This is a genomic window from Amycolatopsis sp. 195334CR (assembly GCF_017309385.1).
Lineage (GTDB): Bacteria > Actinomycetota > Actinomycetes > Mycobacteriales > Pseudonocardiaceae > Amycolatopsis.
Map to the genome: position 1 here is coordinate 644,269 of NZ_JAFJMJ010000001.1, position 14,069 is coordinate 658,337.

General features: G+C 71.2%; 16 protein-coding genes. 12 read left to right on the plus strand and 4 right to left on the minus strand.

Features of this window, described 5'->3' with window-relative positions:
- Positions 1 to 16: 16 nt before the first annotated feature.
- Positions 17 to 946: a ferulic acid esterase gene (locus JYK18_RS03190; RefSeq protein ID WP_206803998.1), complete on the plus strand. Its 930-nt coding sequence runs from the start codon at positions 17 to 19 to the stop codon at positions 944 to 946.
- 75 nt (positions 947 to 1,021) lie between these two features.
- Positions 1,022 to 1,507, plus strand: a complete 486-nt coding sequence (locus tag JYK18_RS03195) for a sigma factor-like helix-turn-helix DNA-binding protein (protein WP_206800572.1) — start codon at positions 1,022 to 1,024, stop codon at positions 1,505 to 1,507.
- Here JYK18_RS03195 and JYK18_RS03200 read toward each other — a convergent pair.
- A complete protein-coding gene (locus JYK18_RS03200; protein WP_206800580.1) occupies positions 1,504 to 3,462 on the minus strand; it encodes a BTAD domain-containing putative transcriptional regulator in 1,959 nt (652 codons plus the stop codon). The two genes, JYK18_RS03195 and JYK18_RS03200, sit on opposite strands and share 4 nt — an antisense overlap.
- 113 nt (positions 3,463 to 3,575) lie before the next feature.
- On the opposite strand from JYK18_RS03200, the gene JYK18_RS03205 reads away from it, so the two are divergent.
- Genes JYK18_RS03205 through JYK18_RS03225 form a run of 5 tightly spaced genes read left to right on the plus strand, consistent with a single transcriptional unit; the run spans position 3,576 to position 6,956 of the window.
- Entirely contained in the window at positions 3,576 to 4,781 is a 1,206-nt protein-coding gene (locus JYK18_RS03205) for an MFS transporter (RefSeq protein WP_206800582.1), read from the plus strand.
- 33 nt (positions 4,782 to 4,814) lie between these two features.
- Entirely contained in the window at positions 4,815 to 5,141 is a 327-nt protein-coding gene (locus JYK18_RS03210; protein WP_206800584.1) for a PadR family transcriptional regulator, read from the plus strand.
- Positions 5,138 to 5,491: a hypothetical protein gene (locus JYK18_RS03215; protein WP_206800586.1), complete on the plus strand. Its 354-nt coding sequence runs from the start codon at positions 5,138 to 5,140 to the stop codon at positions 5,489 to 5,491. The genes JYK18_RS03210 and JYK18_RS03215 overlap by 4 nt, the downstream gene beginning before the upstream one ends.
- Positions 5,488 to 6,264, plus strand: coding sequence for an ATP-binding cassette domain-containing protein (locus tag JYK18_RS03220; RefSeq protein WP_206800588.1), 777 nt, complete (start codon positions 5,488 to 5,490; stop codon positions 6,262 to 6,264). The genes JYK18_RS03215 and JYK18_RS03220 overlap by 4 nt, the downstream gene beginning before the upstream one ends.
- Positions 6,261 to 6,956, plus strand: a complete 696-nt coding sequence (locus tag JYK18_RS03225) for a hypothetical protein (RefSeq protein ID WP_206800590.1) — start codon at positions 6,261 to 6,263, stop codon at positions 6,954 to 6,956. The genes JYK18_RS03220 and JYK18_RS03225 overlap by 4 nt, the downstream gene beginning before the upstream one ends.
- On the opposite strand, the gene JYK18_RS03230 is transcribed toward JYK18_RS03225, so the two are convergent.
- Positions 6,934 to 7,995, minus strand: a complete 1,062-nt coding sequence (locus tag JYK18_RS03230) for an NAD(P)/FAD-dependent oxidoreductase (RefSeq protein WP_206800600.1) — start codon at positions 7,993 to 7,995, stop codon at positions 6,934 to 6,936. The genes JYK18_RS03225 and JYK18_RS03230 overlap by 23 nt on opposite strands.
- Before the next feature lie 87 nt (positions 7,996 to 8,082).
- On the opposite strand from JYK18_RS03230, the gene JYK18_RS03235 reads away from it, so the two are divergent.
- From JYK18_RS03235 to JYK18_RS03255, 5 genes are all read left to right on the plus strand, one after another.
- Positions 8,083 to 8,535: a MarR family winged helix-turn-helix transcriptional regulator gene (locus JYK18_RS03235; protein WP_206800610.1), complete on the plus strand. Its 453-nt coding sequence runs from the start codon at positions 8,083 to 8,085 to the stop codon at positions 8,533 to 8,535.
- A 31-nt stretch (positions 8,536 to 8,566) separates the two neighbouring features.
- Positions 8,567 to 9,229, plus strand: coding sequence for a peptidylprolyl isomerase (locus JYK18_RS03240; protein ID WP_206800612.1), 663 nt, complete (start codon positions 8,567 to 8,569; stop codon positions 9,227 to 9,229).
- A gap of 182 nt (positions 9,230 to 9,411) precedes the next feature.
- Positions 9,412 to 10,014, plus strand: coding sequence for a hypothetical protein (locus tag JYK18_RS03245; protein WP_206800614.1), 603 nt, complete (start codon positions 9,412 to 9,414; stop codon positions 10,012 to 10,014).
- 118 nt (positions 10,015 to 10,132) lie between these two features.
- Positions 10,133 to 11,014 carry a bile acid:sodium symporter family protein gene (locus JYK18_RS03250; protein ID WP_206800616.1) on the plus strand — a complete coding sequence of 294 codons (882 nt, stop codon included), beginning with the start codon at positions 10,133 to 10,135 and terminating at the stop codon, positions 11,012 to 11,014.
- Positions 11,011 to 12,522, plus strand: coding sequence for a long-chain-fatty-acid--CoA ligase (locus JYK18_RS03255; protein ID WP_206800618.1), 1,512 nt, complete (start codon positions 11,011 to 11,013; stop codon positions 12,520 to 12,522). The genes JYK18_RS03250 and JYK18_RS03255 overlap by 4 nt, the downstream gene beginning before the upstream one ends.
- Here JYK18_RS03255 and JYK18_RS03260 read toward each other — a convergent pair.
- Positions 12,519 to 13,622, minus strand: a complete 1,104-nt coding sequence (locus tag JYK18_RS03260) for a calcium:proton antiporter (protein ID WP_206800619.1) — start codon at positions 13,620 to 13,622, stop codon at positions 12,519 to 12,521. The two genes, JYK18_RS03255 and JYK18_RS03260, sit on opposite strands and share 4 nt — an antisense overlap.
- Before the next feature lie 42 nt (positions 13,623 to 13,664).
- Positions 13,665 to 14,039 carry a hypothetical protein gene (locus JYK18_RS03265; RefSeq protein WP_206800622.1) on the minus strand — a complete coding sequence of 125 codons (375 nt, stop codon included), beginning with the start codon at positions 14,037 to 14,039 and terminating at the stop codon, positions 13,665 to 13,667.
- Positions 14,040 to 14,069 lie beyond the last annotated feature (30 nt).

Sequence of the window (14,069 nt, forward strand, 5' to 3'; positions counted from 1 at the left end):
CACCGCATCGTCCGCCATGGCTGCCGCACTGGCTGGCCCGGCCACCGCGCCGGCCACCTCAGCCACCGCACCCGCCTTGGGCACCGCGAGTTCCGGCGTCACCGACCACCCCGTGCCCACCACCGGCTGCGGGCGCACGCCACCGGTCACCCCCGGCACCACCGTCCCGCAGACCCTCGTCTCCGGCGGCCTGACCAGGGAATACACCGTCCACCTCCCGGCGAACTACCAGCCGCACCGGCCCACCTCGGTGGTGCTGTCCTTCCACGGGCACAAGCGGACCTCCCAGTGGCAGGAGGAGCTTTCGGAGTTCTCCGGCGTGAACACCATCGCCGTCTACCCGCAGGGCCTGATCGGCACCGACGGCGGGTCAGCCTGGACCGGGGCGCCGTACTCCGCCGACGCCGACGACGTGCTGTTCACCAGCGACCTGCTCACCAAGCTCCAGTCGCAGCTCTGCGTGGACGCGAAGCGGATCTACGCCACCGGCAAGTCCAACGGCGGCGGCTTCGTCGGCGTGCTGGCCTGCCGCCTGCCCGGCCGAATCGCCGCGTTCGCGCCGGTCGCCGGGGCCTACTACCCGCAGGGCGGTGAGTGCTCGCCGAGCAAGCCCGCGCCGATCCTCGCCTTCCACGGCACCGCGGACGCCACCATCCCCTACGACGGAAATCCGGCGAAGGGTTTGCCCGCCATTCCGGACTGGCTCGAGAAATGGGCGGAACGTGACGGTTGTTTCGCTCATCCGGTGACCTATTCACCGCAGGAAAAAGTGACCGTGCAAAAGTGGCTCGGTTGCGACGAACGGAGCAGTCTCCAGCACTACCGCATCGACGGCGCGGGCCACGTTTGGCCCAGCACCAAGCCCAACAACGACTCCGCGACGCCCACGGTGCTGGACGCGACCCCGGTCATCTGGCGCTTTTTCCAAGGTCAGCGCCTTCGTTAAGCGACAATTCGGCTGACCATATTTCGAATTGGCAACGTCGCCGTCATGGGGTAACCCATTCCGGGTTCCTCTCGCATGGAGACAGCGGAGAAGCTCTGCGTCCACCCCTCGAAGACCTGCGGCGCCGCGGTGGCCGAAGCCGCGGCCGGTGACCAGGCCGCGCTCGAACGGCTGATCGCGGCCATCCGGCCGTCCGTGGTCCGGTACTGCCGCGCGCGCATCGGCAAGCACGGGGACAGCTTCGCCCCGGCGGACGAAGTGGCGCAGGAGGTCTGCATCTCGGTGCTGACCGCCCTGCCCACCCGCCGGGACGAAGGCTCGCTCCGCGCGTTCGTCTACGAGATCGCGTTCAAGCGCGTCGGCGAGGCCCGCACCGGGGCCGCGGACCGGTTCGGCGCGTTCGTCCGCGGGCTGCCGGAGATCGAGCGGGAGGTCGTGGTGCTCCGCGTGGCGGTCGGCCTCAGCGCGGAGCACACCGCCGAAACGCTGGGGAGCACGCTCAGCTCGGTGCTGCACATCCAGCACCGCGCGATGAACCGCCTCCGCGGCACGACCTCCTAAGCCAGGCCGGTGCGGTCGATCTCCAGCACGCACGCCGCCGCACTGCTGCGGTTGCCGACCCTGGTGAACCGCGATGACGCCGCCTTGAACAGGCGGGCGGCGTCCTGGCACTCCCCCAGCACGCGGTACGCGCGCCCGATGTCGAGCCGCACCTGCGCCGCGCACTGGTCGTCGCGCTGCGACTCGAGTCGTTCGAGTGCCTGGTACAGGCTGGCCAGCGCGCGCTCGGGGTCACCGCGCCGCAGGTGGAGCTGCCCGAAGCGCCGCAGCACGAGCGCCATCCGGTGGTCGTCACCGAGTTCGGCGCACAGCCGGCGGGCCTGGTCGAGCGCCGTTTCGGCGTCGGCGAGCTGGCCGAGGTCGAGGCACACAGCGGCGATCGAGGTATGGCTGTGGGCCGCGCCGAGCCGGTCGCCGCATTCGACGAACATCTCCAGCGCGCGGACCGTGCGCGCGTGCGCCTGCTCGGGTCGCCAGGTCACCCGCGAGACCACACCGAGCCCGGTCAGCGCGCGGGCCATGCCCGGCCGGTCGCCCAGCGAAGCGCTGATCCGGTACGACTCCCCCAGCGCGTCCACCGCCTCGCCGAACTCGTCCCAGTAGATGTGCAACTGCCCGATCCCGCGCAGCAGCGCGGCTTCCCCGCGCCGATCACCCGCGGCACGCACGGCGTCGAGCGCGCGGCGGTGGCACCGGGCCCATTCCTGGTAGAGCCCGCGGTAGTCGAAGTAGGCGGAGGCGGTCGCGGCGAGTTCCCAAGCCAGTTCGGCGAAACCGGCCACCGCCGCGTGCCCGACCGCGTCCTCGATGGCCTGCTGCTCGGTTTCGAACCAGGCCAGCGGATCGGCGGGCGGCTCGATCGCCACCGGCCACCGCCGCGCCCGGCCCGGTTCCGGCCGCAGCACACTGCCCGGCAGCCGGGCGGCGGCCCGTTCGGTCAGCCACAGCAGTCCGCCGAGCACCCGTTCCAACGCCGAATCCGGTTCGTCGGTCTCCGGCAGGGCCGAGCGGACGAGGTCGTGCAGCCGGTAGCGGCGCCCGCTTTCCCGGAGCAGTTGCCGCTCGTGCAGGTCCCGCAGCACGCGCTCGGCTTCGCTCGGATCGCCGTCGACCACCGCCGCGGCCATCCACGCGGAGAACTCCGGCATGGGCAACGCGGCCAGCCTGGTGAGCATCCGCCGCGACTCCGGGTCGACCTGCCCGAGTTCCCCGTCCTGCGCCCGCAGGATGCCGATCTGGATCTCGCGCAACGCCGCCGACGGTTCCACCCCCAGCTCCTCGACCAGCCTCCCGCGCCACCGCCGGTAGACCTCGAGCGCCTCGGCGGCCCGGCCGCGGTTCGCGAGTGCGGTCATCAACAGCCCGCAGAACCGTTCCCGGAACGGGTGCGCGGTGATCAATTCACGGAGTTCGGTGCTCAGGTCCTCGTCGGCGCCGCTGCGCAATTGGGCGTCGATGCATTCCTCGAGTGCCGCGAGCCGCCGTTCTTCCCAGCACGTCACGAATTCGGCGACCGCGTCGAGCCGGAGGTCCGCCAGCACCGGGCCGCGCCACCACGCCAGTCCCTCGCGCAGAGCGCGCACGCCGTCGTCGAGACGGCCCTCGGCGAGCAGCTCACGACCGCGGCGCACGGCATCGGCATACTTGTCCACATCAGACTGTCCAGATGCGACAGTCAGCCGGTAGCCCGGCCCCACCGTGGCAATCGGGTCGGCCTCACCCGGTTGGCGTAGTGCCCGGCGCAGCTGTGAGACGAGACCCTGGATCTGCACGCGGTGGCTCGCGGGCGGCAGCGCGCCCCACAGCGCCTCGGCGAGGCGGTCCACCGAGACGACCTGGTTCGCCTCGGCCAGCAGCAGCGCGAACACCTGCCGCGCCTGCGGCCGCCCGAGCCGCACCTCCGTCCCGTTCCGCGTCACCTGCAGCGAACCGAGCGCCCGGTACAAAATCGTCATGCGCAACCCCCAGGCCGACTGACGCGTGTGACGGTATCAGCTTCGGGTGTCACACCGGTGAAGAATTCACCTACGGATTTCCGGCTGCTCACCGCGCGTGGTTAGGTCATTCCATGCGAGAGGACGTCCGCGCGCCGAAACAACCGCTGGACCGGACGGCCAGGGTCACCGTGCTGCTGCTGTTCGCCGCGTGGACCGTGGACTACGTCGACCGCCTGCTGGTCAACCTCGCCCTGCCGCAGATCGGCGCCGAGTTCGGCCTCGACCACACCGAGCAGGGCCTCGTGCTGTCCGCGTTCTTCCTGGCGTACGCGTTGTTCCAGATCCCGGGCGGGCTGCTCGCCGACCGGTTCGGCGCGGTGCGGGTGATGCTGGTGGCGGTGCTCGCGTGGTCGGCGTTCACCGCGCTGACCGGGCTGGTCGGCTCGTTCGTGCTGCTGCTCGCGGTGCGGTTCCTGTTCGGCGCGGCGGAGGGCGTGTTCCCCGGCGCGTCGATCAAGGCGTTGTCGGAGCGCACCGAACCGGGTCAGCGGATGACGGCCAACGGCTGGATGCAGAGCTCCAACGCGTTCGGCGTGCTGCTCGCGCCCGCCATCGCCGCCCCGCTGATCGCGTGGTGGGGCTGGCGGGGCGCGTTCGTCGCGATCGCGGTGCTCGGCGTTTTTGTGTTCCTGGCGCTGCGGAAGTGGCTGCCCGCCCCGCGCGTGGCGGTCGAGCGGCGGCCCGGCGGCGGGCGGGCCGTGCTGCTCTCACCGGTGATGTGGCGGTTCGCGCTGATGTTCTTCGGGTACGACGTAATCGTCTGGGGGCTGGCCTCGTGGGTGCCGTCCTACCTGCAGAGCGAGCGCGGGCTCACGCTCACCGAGGCGGGCGCGATCACCGCGCTGCCCGCCCTCTTCGGCGGGATCGCGGTGGTGCTCGGCGGCCGGTGGAGCGACCGGCTGGGCGGCAGGCACCGGGTGGTCGTGCTGCCCGCGATGGCCGCGACGGCGGTGTGCCTGGTGGTGATGTCGTACTCCGAGCCGGTCGCGGTGTTCGCGGTGTTCCTCACGCTCACCGGCTTCTTCGCCGCGCTGTGCTACATGCCGATCTTCGCCGTGCCGCTGCGGAGCCTGCCCGCCGGGCTGGCCGGGGCGGGCGCGGGCCTGATCGTGTTCGGCGGGCAGGCGGCGGGCATGGTCATCCCGGTGGTGATGGGCGCGCTGGTGGACGAGTTCTCGTACCGGGTCGCGTTCCTCGCGTTGCTGAGCGGCGTGGTGCTCACCGTGGTGGCGGCGTTCGCCACCCCGCAGACCAGCGAGGGGTTCAAGCTCCGTTGACCGGAGCGGCGGGGGCTATATAGAGTTCTGCCTATGCCGAGAATGACCCTGCAGACCCAGGCCGTGCTCGCGGTGTTCCTCGAGCGCGACGCCGGTGAGGTGTGGGGGTTCGAGCTGAGCAAGGCGAGCGGGCTCCCGGCGGGCACCATTTACCCGATCCTCCAGCGCCTGACCGCCGCCGGCTGGGTGTCGAGCCGCTGGGAACAGGCCGAGCACGCGCAGGAAGCCGGACGGCCGCCGCGGCGGTATTACACGCTCACCACCGAAGGCCGCGCGCGGGCGGTGCACGCGCTCGCCGAGGGCGCGAAGAAGCGCGCGAACCTGTCCCGCCTGCTCGGCCCGGCCGAGGAGGGCGCGTGACCGGCGCGCTCGTCCCGCGGTGGTGGCTGGCGCCGTTCGCGCTGGCGACCGCGTCACTGCTGCTCGCCCGTACCGAATGGCTCATCGCCGTCGTCAGTCTGGTGTGGACGGTGACGGCGATGATGCTGGCGGCGGCGTTCGTGGTCGGGGTCACGCGGCGGTGCCTGCCGAGCGGGCTCACCGTGCTCGACCGGCTGGCGATCGTCCTGCCTCGGGCGGAGCGCGCGAATTGGCGGGCGGAACTCGTTTCGGTGCTGCACGCGTGCGAGGGGCGTGAACGGACGCGGCAGGCGCTCGGTTTTCTCACCGCGTTGCCGGTCACCGCGGTGGTCAGCCGGGTCCACCGGTGATCCGGCTGGAGGGCGTCGGGCAGCGTTATCGGCGCGGGCCGTTGGTCGTCGAGGGGGTGGAGCTGGCGATCGGGCCGGGTGAGCCGGTCGTCGTGCTCGGGGAGAACGGTTCGGGGAAGTCGACGCTGCTGCGGGTGATCGCGGGGTGCGGGACGCCGTCGGAAGGTCGCGTCACGGGTCGGCCGGTGACGGTGGGGTATGTGCCTGACCGGTTTCCGGCGCATCTGCGGATGTCGGCTGCGAGCTACCTGCGGCATCTGCGGCGGATCCGGGGGCGTTCGGCGGGGGATCCGGTGGAGTTGTTGGAGCGCTTGGGTTTCTCGGGTGGGTTGTCGACGCCGATGAGCCGGTTGTCGAAGGGGAACGCGCAGAAGGTCGGCTTGGTGCAGGCGCTGACGAGCGGGGCGGAACTCCTGGTGCTGGACGAGCCGTGGTCGGGGTTGGACGTCGGGGTGAGACCAGTGCTCACAACCGAGATCACCGCTCTCTCCCGGACGACGGCGGTGGTTTTGACCGACCACACGGGCACCGCGGATGCCCTGCCAGGGCGGCGGAAGCTGCGCCTGCACGACCGCCGTCTCCGCGATGAGGCCCACGAGGGCGCTGGTGGCGAGAGCCACCGGGACCGCACCGACGCGGGAGGCGATCGCGGCGGCAGCGGCGGCCGAGGCACGGTGGTGATCACCTTGTCCTGCCCGGAAGGGCTGGCCGAACCCGTCCTCGCCGAGGCGGCTCGGCTCGGTGCCACCGTCGAGGAGGTGCGCCGCTCATGAGCATCGTCAACCACACGGGACACCGGCGGCGGGTGGGGGTGGTGGCGGCGACTTGGTCCCTCTCCCGCTACTACAGCGCCGATCTCCTGCGCTCCCAACGGTTCCTCCTCCCCTTCCTCCTCTACGGCATGCTCCTGGCCCCCCTCTTCGGCGGCGACCCCGGGCCCCCGCCGGCTACGTGGGCGGCATCGGTCCTGGCGCTCTACCCCGTGTCCGTCTGGCTCGCGGTCACCGTGGCGAACACCGAGGACCCCACCCAACGGCAGGTCACCATCGCCGCCGCGGGTGGGCGGGGGCGGGTCACCGCGGGCATCCTGCTCACCTGCCTGCTCGCCGACCTCGTTCTCGTCGCCTTCGCGCTGCTTTGGCCGGTGCTCGCCACCGCCTACGACTATCCCCCGCACCTGCTCGCCGCCGGGGCACTCGCGCACCTCGCGGCCGGTGCCACCGGCACCGCCGTCGGCCTGCTGTGCGCCCGCCCGGTGGTGCGGGGCATCGGCTGGTCCGCCGTGCTCGGCGCCGCCGTGGTCGCCGCGACCGGGTTCCAGCGGTGGCTCCCGCCGGTCGGCGAGGCCGCGCGAACACTGGTGGACACCCCCGTTTCGCTGTCCACCCTGACGTTCGACGCGGCACTCGCACTCGCACTCGCCGCGCTGGCCGGCGTGCTGGTCAGCCGAGTCCGAGCAACGTAGCGAACCGGCCGACCATCATGTCGGCCCCCTTGATCTCCGAGGTCGTCGCCGCGTCCAGCAAGCCCGATTCCGGCGTGTAGGTCGCGCCGTGCTTCGGCCCGAGCGGCAACGCCATGGCGGGTGGCGCGGCTTCGTAGGTGCTCAGGTCCCCGCCGCCGATGAGGGCGCGGATGTTCGCCGCCACCACTTCGGCGTGGTCCCCGGCGGCCCTGGCCAGCTTCGCCTCCGGCACGTCGGTGATGTCACCGATCGCGAAAACCCGCTCCTGGCCGGGCAACCGCAGCTCCGGCGTCACCGCCACGCGCCCGTCCGCCAGCCGGGCCGCGGCCAGCTCCCCGGTCAGGTACCCCGTCGCGGGCACGATCCCGAAGCAGCGGAACCACAGGTCCGCGGTGACCTTGGTGCCGTCGGCCGTCTCCACGGTGAAGCCGCCCTCGGCCGGGGGCGTGTCGACCGTCGTGCCCAGCAGGAGTTCCACGCCGAGTTCGTCGAGCTGACTCCGCACCGACGCGCGGAACTCCTCGGGGAACCGGGCGAGCAGCTCCGACTCCGGGTCGACGATGGTGACCGCCTTGTCCGGCCACTTCGCCTTGATCTCCCCCGCCAGCTCGAGCCCGACCGGCCCGGCGCCGAGCAGGAGCACGCTGTCGGCCGCGGCGAGTTCGTCGTGCGCGGCACGCAGTTTGGCCTTGGCCGCGGCGGTGTCGCGATCGGCGAACTTGGCCGGGAACGGGTACTCCGCGCCGGTCGCGAGCACGAGGTAGTCCGCCTCGATCCGCTCGCCGGAGCCGAGCGTGACGGTGCCGGTGTCGGCCGCCACCGCGTGGTCGCGCACCACCCGGCCGCGCTTGAGCAGCTGGTCGTACGGCAGGAAGATCCGCTCGGCGAACTCCGGCTCGACCAGCCCGCGCAACGCGGCGACGTGGTGCACGAACTGGTCCTTCGGCTCGACGAGCACCACGTCGGCCACATCGTCGAGCGCCTTCGCGGCGGACGCCCCGCCGTACCCGCCCCCGACAACCACCACGGTCGCTGTCATCTTCGCCCCTTGTTCGCAGTACGTACTGTTGGCTGTGCGAACTACAGTAGTTCGCGGTACGAACAAACGTCAACTACACTCGGGGACATGAGTGACGGGACCGAGCTGGCGACCGCACTGGTGCGGCTGTCGCACCTGGTGCAGCGCGTGTTCACCGATGCCAGCCGGGACCACGACCTGACTCAGCCGCAGGCGCAGCTGCTGTGCGCGCTGACCCCCGGGCCGGTGGGCATGACCGAGCTGAGCCGGATCCTGCACCTGGAGAAGTCCAGCCTGACCGGGCTGGTGGACCGGGTCGAGCGCCGCGGGCTGGTGGCCAGGGTGCGCGACGACCACGACCGGCGCGCCTGCCAGATCCAGCTCACCGAGACCGGCGCCGAACTCGGCGAACGCGCGCACAACGACGTGGTCGACCGGCTCGACGAGCTGACCGCGGGCATGCCTGCCGAGCAGCGCGAGCTGGTCGCCGCCGCGTTGTTCGGGCTGACCACGCAGACCGAAACCGGGCGGCAGGTCTTCGAACCCGCCGCGGGGAGCTGACGTTCCGCCCCGATCGGGTTAACGTGCGCGCATGAAAATTACGCACCGGTGGACCATCGCCGTGGTTTCCGCGCTGGCACTGGCCGGGCTGGCCACCCCCGCCCAGGCCGCGCCCGCCACCCCGGCCACCGCTTCGACCGTGCAGTGCGAGTTCACGCCGACCCCGGAGAACCCGGCCGCGCGGCCGGTTCAGCCGCCGTCGCCGACCGCCTCGGCCAAGGGCACCGCGAAGGCGGTGCTGCAGACCAACTACGGGTTGGTCGCGATCGAGCTGGACAAAGCGAACGCGCCGTGCGCGGTGCACAACTTCCGGCACCTGATCCGCAGCTGGTTCTACCAGCACACGCAGTGCTTCCGGCTGACCGCTTCGCAACGGCTGGGCGTGCTGCAGTGCGGGGACATCTACGAGGTGGAGAAGGGCGGACCCGGTTACCGGTTCCCCGATGAGGTGACCGGGAAGGAGACCTATCCGCGGGGCACGGTCGCGATGGGCAACCAGGGCCCGGGCACGAACGGCAGCCAGTTCTTCGTGGTGCACTCGCACGCGAACATCGACCCGAAGTACAGCGTGCTCGGGCGCGTGGTGTGGGGCATGGACACGCTCGACCGGATCGTCGCAGCGGGCATCGCGGACGGCGCCGACGACGGCGCACCGGCGCACCCGGTCCGCATCCACTTCGCCCTGACCACCTAGGCGATGTCACGAATGTGGCTTTCGAGACGTTCCGCGTCTCGAAAGCCACATTCGTGACAGGGGGCGGTGCGGTGAAAGCCACCTTCACAGCACCGCCCGAGGCCTCGTGTCCATCACCTAGGGGTCCGGCGGCGGGAGATTCCCGGATGTCCCCGGCGCCGTTCGCCGCCACGGTATGGGGCATGAAACCTGCTGTGGTCAAAGGTGCGTTCGTCGCGGGGCCGGTGCTCCTGCTCGCCGGCGTGATCGCGATGAAGTTCGGCTGGAAGGGCAACACCGGCCTCGACTGGAGCATCGCGCTCCCCCTCTGGACGGGCGCGCACCTCGCCTACGTCCTCGGGTACCTCGCGTTCGGCATCGTGCTCGCCGCACTCTGGACCAGAGCCAGAACGCAAGCACGCCTGCTCGCCGACGTGCTCGGCGTGGCCGGGCTGATCGGGCTCATCGCCATCCAGGGGCAGATGGTGATCGACCTGATCGCCGGCTTCCGGGCCGAGGACCGCGCCGGGCTGGGCGCCATCACCCGGTCGATCCGCGACCTGCCCGGCTTCGAGAGCTTCTTCTACGGCGTCGTGCCGTCGCTGCAACTGGGCGCGGTCACGCTGCTGGTGATCCTGCTGGCCGTCCGCCGCCACGTCCCGCTGTGGGCCGCGGGCACCTTCGTCGTCGGCGCGGTGTGCGTCGGTACCCAGGTCACCGCGCTGATGGTGCTCGGCGGCGTGGCACTGTGCGCGGCGTTGCCCGCGATGCGCTCCGAGGACCGAAGGGTTCCCGCGATGGCCTGATAACCGAAGATCGGTTCGGCCACGAACCGGCTTCGGGCCTGGATTCGGCGGGCGGTGGCTGCGAGACTGGGCCGCCCTGGTCCGGTTCCTCCGGATTGTCCCCCGCGGAGGTTTCGCTGTGGAATCCTCGGTCGCCACCACCGTGCTGCTGCCCATCGCGCTCGGCGTGATCATGTTCGGCCTCGGGCTTTCGCTGACCACCAAGGACTTCGCCCGCGTGCTCAGCTATCCGAAGGCCGTGGTGGTGGCACTGGTCTGCCAGGTGCTGATCCTGCCCGCGGTGTGCTTCGGCCTGGTCTACGCCCTTTCGCTCCCGCCGGAACTGGCGGTCGGCATGATGCTGCTGGCCGCCTCGCCCGGCGGCACCACGGCGAACCTGTTCAGCCACCTCGCCCACGGCGACGTGGCGCTGAACATCACCCTCACCGCGGTCAACTCCCTGCTCGCCGTGCTCACCCTGCCGCTGGTGGTGAACTTCGCGCTCGGCCACTTCCTCGCCGGGGACGCCGGGATCGGCCTGCAGTTCGGCAAAACCGTGCAGATCTTCGCGATCGTGCTGATCCCGGTGGCGCTGGGCATGCTCGCGCGCCACCGCGCCCCGGCCTTCGCCGAACGCGCGCAGAAGCCGGTGAAGCTGCTGTCCGTGTTGTTCCTCGTCGGCACCATTCTCGTGGCCGTCTACCAGGAGCGCGAGAACATCGGCGGCTACCTCGCCGACGTCGGGCTGGCCACGTTCCTGTTCAGCGTGCTCTCCATCGGGGTCGGCTACCTCGCGCCGCGGTTGTTCAAGGTGGACCGCAGGCAGTCGATCGCCGCCGCGATGGAGATCGGCATCCACAACAGCGTGCTGGCCATCACCATCGCGCTCACCCTGCTGAACAGCACGCAGATCGCCATTCCCGGCGCGGTCTACGGCATCGTCATGTTCTTCACCGCCGGCGCGTTCGGCTTCCTGATCAGCCGCCGGGTGGCCGCGTCGCCGGTAAGCTCGCCCCGGTGAGCGTCTTCACCACGGTCCAGCGCTGGGCCGGCGAGGAGCCCGGCCGGATCGCCCTGCGGTTCGGGGAGCACGCGTGGACCTGGGCCGAGCTGGTCAGCCGGGTCCGCCGCAACGCCGGTGCCCAGCTCGCGGCCGGGTTGCGCCCCGGTGACCGGGTCGCCTTCCTGGACAAGAACCACCCCGCCTGCCTGGAAACCACGCTCGCGTGCGCACTGGCCGGCACGGCCAACGCGGTGGTCAACTTCCGGCTGGCCCCCGACGAACTGGTCTACGTGCTCAACGATTCGGCCGCGCGCGTGCTGTTCGTCGGCGCTGAACTGCGCGGGGTGGTCGACGAGATCCGGGACCGGCTGGAGACCGTCGAGCGGGTGGTCGCCGTCGACGACTACGAGGATTTCCTCGCCACCGCAACGGAATTCACCGAAGGGGCCGAACCCGAGCCGGACGACTGCTTCCTCCAGCTCTACACCTCCGGCACCACCGGGCACCCCAAGGGCGTGCAGCTCACCCACCGCTCGATGCTGGCCCACGCCGACGCCGCCACCGAGGCCTTCCGCTTCGACCGCGACTCGGTGAACCTGGTGGCCATGCCGCTGTTCCACGTCGGCGGCACCAGCTGGGCGCTCGGCGGCATGGGCGTCGGCTGCGAAACGATCGTGGTCCGCGAAGTGGTGCCCGACCAGCTCCTCGCCCAGCTCGGCCGGGACGCGGTCACCCACGCGTTCTTCGTGCCCGCGGTGTTCGGCTTCTTCCTCCAGGTCCCCGGCGTCGAGGACTACGACTATTCGACCCTGCGCTGCCTCGGTTACGGCGGCTCGCCGATGCCGGAACCGCTGCTGCGACGGTCGATGGCGGCCTTCGGCGTGGACTTCTACCAGGTGTACGGCATGACCGAGGCCTCTGGTGTGTTCTGCGTGCTCGGCCCGGAGGACCACCGCGCGGGCGAACGGCTCACCGCCGCGGGCAAGCCGGTGCGCGGAGTGGAGGTGCGCGTGGTCGACCCGGTGACCGGCGAACCGGTGCCGGACGGCGCGGTCGGCGAGTTCCAGATCCGCGGTGCGCAGGTGATGGCCGGGTACTGGCGGCGACCGGACGAGACCGCGGCGACCTTCACCGACGGCTGGCTGCGCACCGGCGACGCCGGGCACCGCGACGAGGCCGGTTACCTCTTCGTCGAGGACCGCGTGAAGGACATGATCATCTCCGGCGGGGAGAACGTGTACCCGGCCGAGGTGGAGCGCGTGCTCAGCGAACACCCCGCGGTCGCCGAGGTCGCGGTCATCGGCGTGCCGGACGAGAAGTGGGGCGAGACGGTGAAGGCCGTCGTGGTCCCGTCGGGTGAACTCGACGAGGCCGCGCTGCTGGACTACTGCACCGGCAAGCTGGCCGGCTACAAGCGACCGACCACAGTGGACCTGGTGGCGGCGCTGCCGCGCAACGCCACCGGCAAGATCCTCAAACGCGACCTGCGCGCCCCCTACTGGGCGGACCGGCAGCGCTCGATCTAGGGATTGACCGCCAGGAACAGGAACGCCGCCAGCAGCACCAGGTGCACCCCGCCCTGCAGGCGGGTGGCGCGGCCGGGCACCACGGTGAGCACGCTGACCACCATGGTCAGTCCGAACAGGACCATCTGGGTGGCGCCGAGGCCGAGCATCAGCGGGCCGTCCAGCCAGATGGTGGCCACCGCGATCGCCGGAATGGTCAGGCCGATGCTGGCCATCGCCGAGCCGTAGGCCAGGTTGAGGCTGATCTGGACGCGTTCCCGCAGGGCGGCCCGCAGCGCGGCGAGCGTTTCCGGCGCCAGCACCAGCAGCGCGATCACCACCCCGACGAAGGTCGGCGGGAAGCCGATCGCCTTCACGCCCGCCTCGATCGCCGGGGACTCCACTTTGGCCAGTCCGACCACGGCCACCAGCGCGATCAGCAGCAGTCCCAGGCTGAGCAGGGCGGCCTTGCCGCTGGGCGGGTCGGCGTGCCCGTCACCGTCGGCGTCGGTGGACCCGCTCTCGGTCTCCACCGGCAGGAAGAAGTCGCGGTGCCGGACGGTCTGGGTGAACACGAACATGCCGTACAGCGCCAGCGAGGCCAGTGCCGCGAAAACCAGCTGCGCGCTGGAGAACTCCGGCCCGGCCTGGCTGGTGGTGAAGGTCGGCAGCACCAGGCTGAGCGTGGCGAGGGTGGCCACCGTGGCCAGCGCGCCGCCGGTGCCCTCGGCGTTGAAGTGGGTGAAGCGGTGCCGGATCGCGCCCGCCATCAGCGCGATGCCGACGATGCCGTTGCAGGTGATCATCACCGCGGCGAACACGGTGTCCCTGGCCAGCGACGCCGACTCCGGTCCACCCGAGACCATCAGCGTGACGATCAGCGCCACCTCGATGATGGTCACCGCCACCGCGAGCACCAGTGAACCGAAGGGTTCACCGACGCGGTGCGCCACCACCTCGGCGTGGTGCACCGCGGCCAGCACGGTCGCCGCCAGCACGAGCGCGACCAGGATGACGAAGAGCGTGCTGAGGTCGCGGCCCCAGGTCGCGGCCAGCACGAGCGCCGCGAGCACCGGGACCACCGTCGTCCAGGACAACACCGGGGATCGAGTGGCAGCCATGCCGCCAGCCAACCAGACCCCCGGCCACCTCGCCCGTTGGTCTCACCCGGCCGTCACCGGGCGTGTCGCGGACAGCCCGGTCACCTGCAGTGCGGTCAGCCCGAGCACGGCCACCGCCTGGACCAGGACAAATGCGACACCGAGCCCGGTGAGACCGCCCAGGAACGCGTACGCCGCGCTGCCCAGTACGTAGAGGACGTTGATCGAAATCACTTCCCGGACCAGGCCCGGCTTGAGCCCGGAGGACACCCAGCCGACGAACACCGCCCAGCCCACCAGCCCCACCCCGGCGGTCAGCGACACCGCCACCGGGATGCCGAGCGGTTCCGCCAGCACCGCGCACAGCGCGGCCAGCACCAGCCCGACCGCCCCCGAAGCCAGCGCGTCCAGCCTCAGCACGTTGCGAAGTTCGAACATCGTTTCCTCCTGTTTTCGTTCCGATGCCCC

Coding starts and splice junctions, on each gene's coding strand:
- JYK18_RS03195 (WP_206800572.1), top strand. CDS start 1,022: ATGGAGACAGCGGAGAAGCTCTGCGTCCACCCCTCGAAGACCTGCGGC.
- JYK18_RS03265 (WP_206800622.1), bottom strand. CDS start 14,039: ATGTTCGAACTTCGCAACGTGCTGAGGCTGGACGCGCTGGCTTCGGGG.
- JYK18_RS03210 (WP_206800584.1), top strand. CDS start 4,815: ATGCCGAGAATGACCCTGCAGACCCAGGCCGTGCTCGCGGTGTTCCTC.
- JYK18_RS03230 (WP_206800600.1), bottom strand. CDS start 7,995: ATGACAGCGACCGTGGTGGTTGTCGGGGGCGGGTACGGCGGGGCGTCC.
- JYK18_RS03205 (WP_206800582.1), top strand. CDS start 3,576: ATGCGAGAGGACGTCCGCGCGCCGAAACAACCGCTGGACCGGACGGCC.
- JYK18_RS03260 (WP_206800619.1), bottom strand. CDS start 13,622: ATGGCTGCCACTCGATCCCCGGTGTTGTCCTGGACGACGGTGGTCCCG.
- JYK18_RS03225 (WP_206800590.1), top strand. CDS start 6,261: ATGAGCATCGTCAACCACACGGGACACCGGCGGCGGGTGGGGGTGGTG.
- JYK18_RS03240 (WP_206800612.1), top strand. CDS start 8,567: ATGAAAATTACGCACCGGTGGACCATCGCCGTGGTTTCCGCGCTGGCA.
- JYK18_RS03200 (WP_206800580.1), bottom strand. CDS start 3,462: ATGACGATTTTGTACCGGGCGCTCGGTTCGCTGCAGGTGACGCGGAAC.
- JYK18_RS03190 (WP_206803998.1), top strand. CDS start 17: ATGGCTGCCGCACTGGCTGGCCCGGCCACCGCGCCGGCCACCTCAGCC.
- JYK18_RS03245 (WP_206800614.1), top strand. CDS start 9,412: ATGAAACCTGCTGTGGTCAAAGGTGCGTTCGTCGCGGGGCCGGTGCTC.
- JYK18_RS03235 (WP_206800610.1), top strand. CDS start 8,083: ATGAGTGACGGGACCGAGCTGGCGACCGCACTGGTGCGGCTGTCGCAC.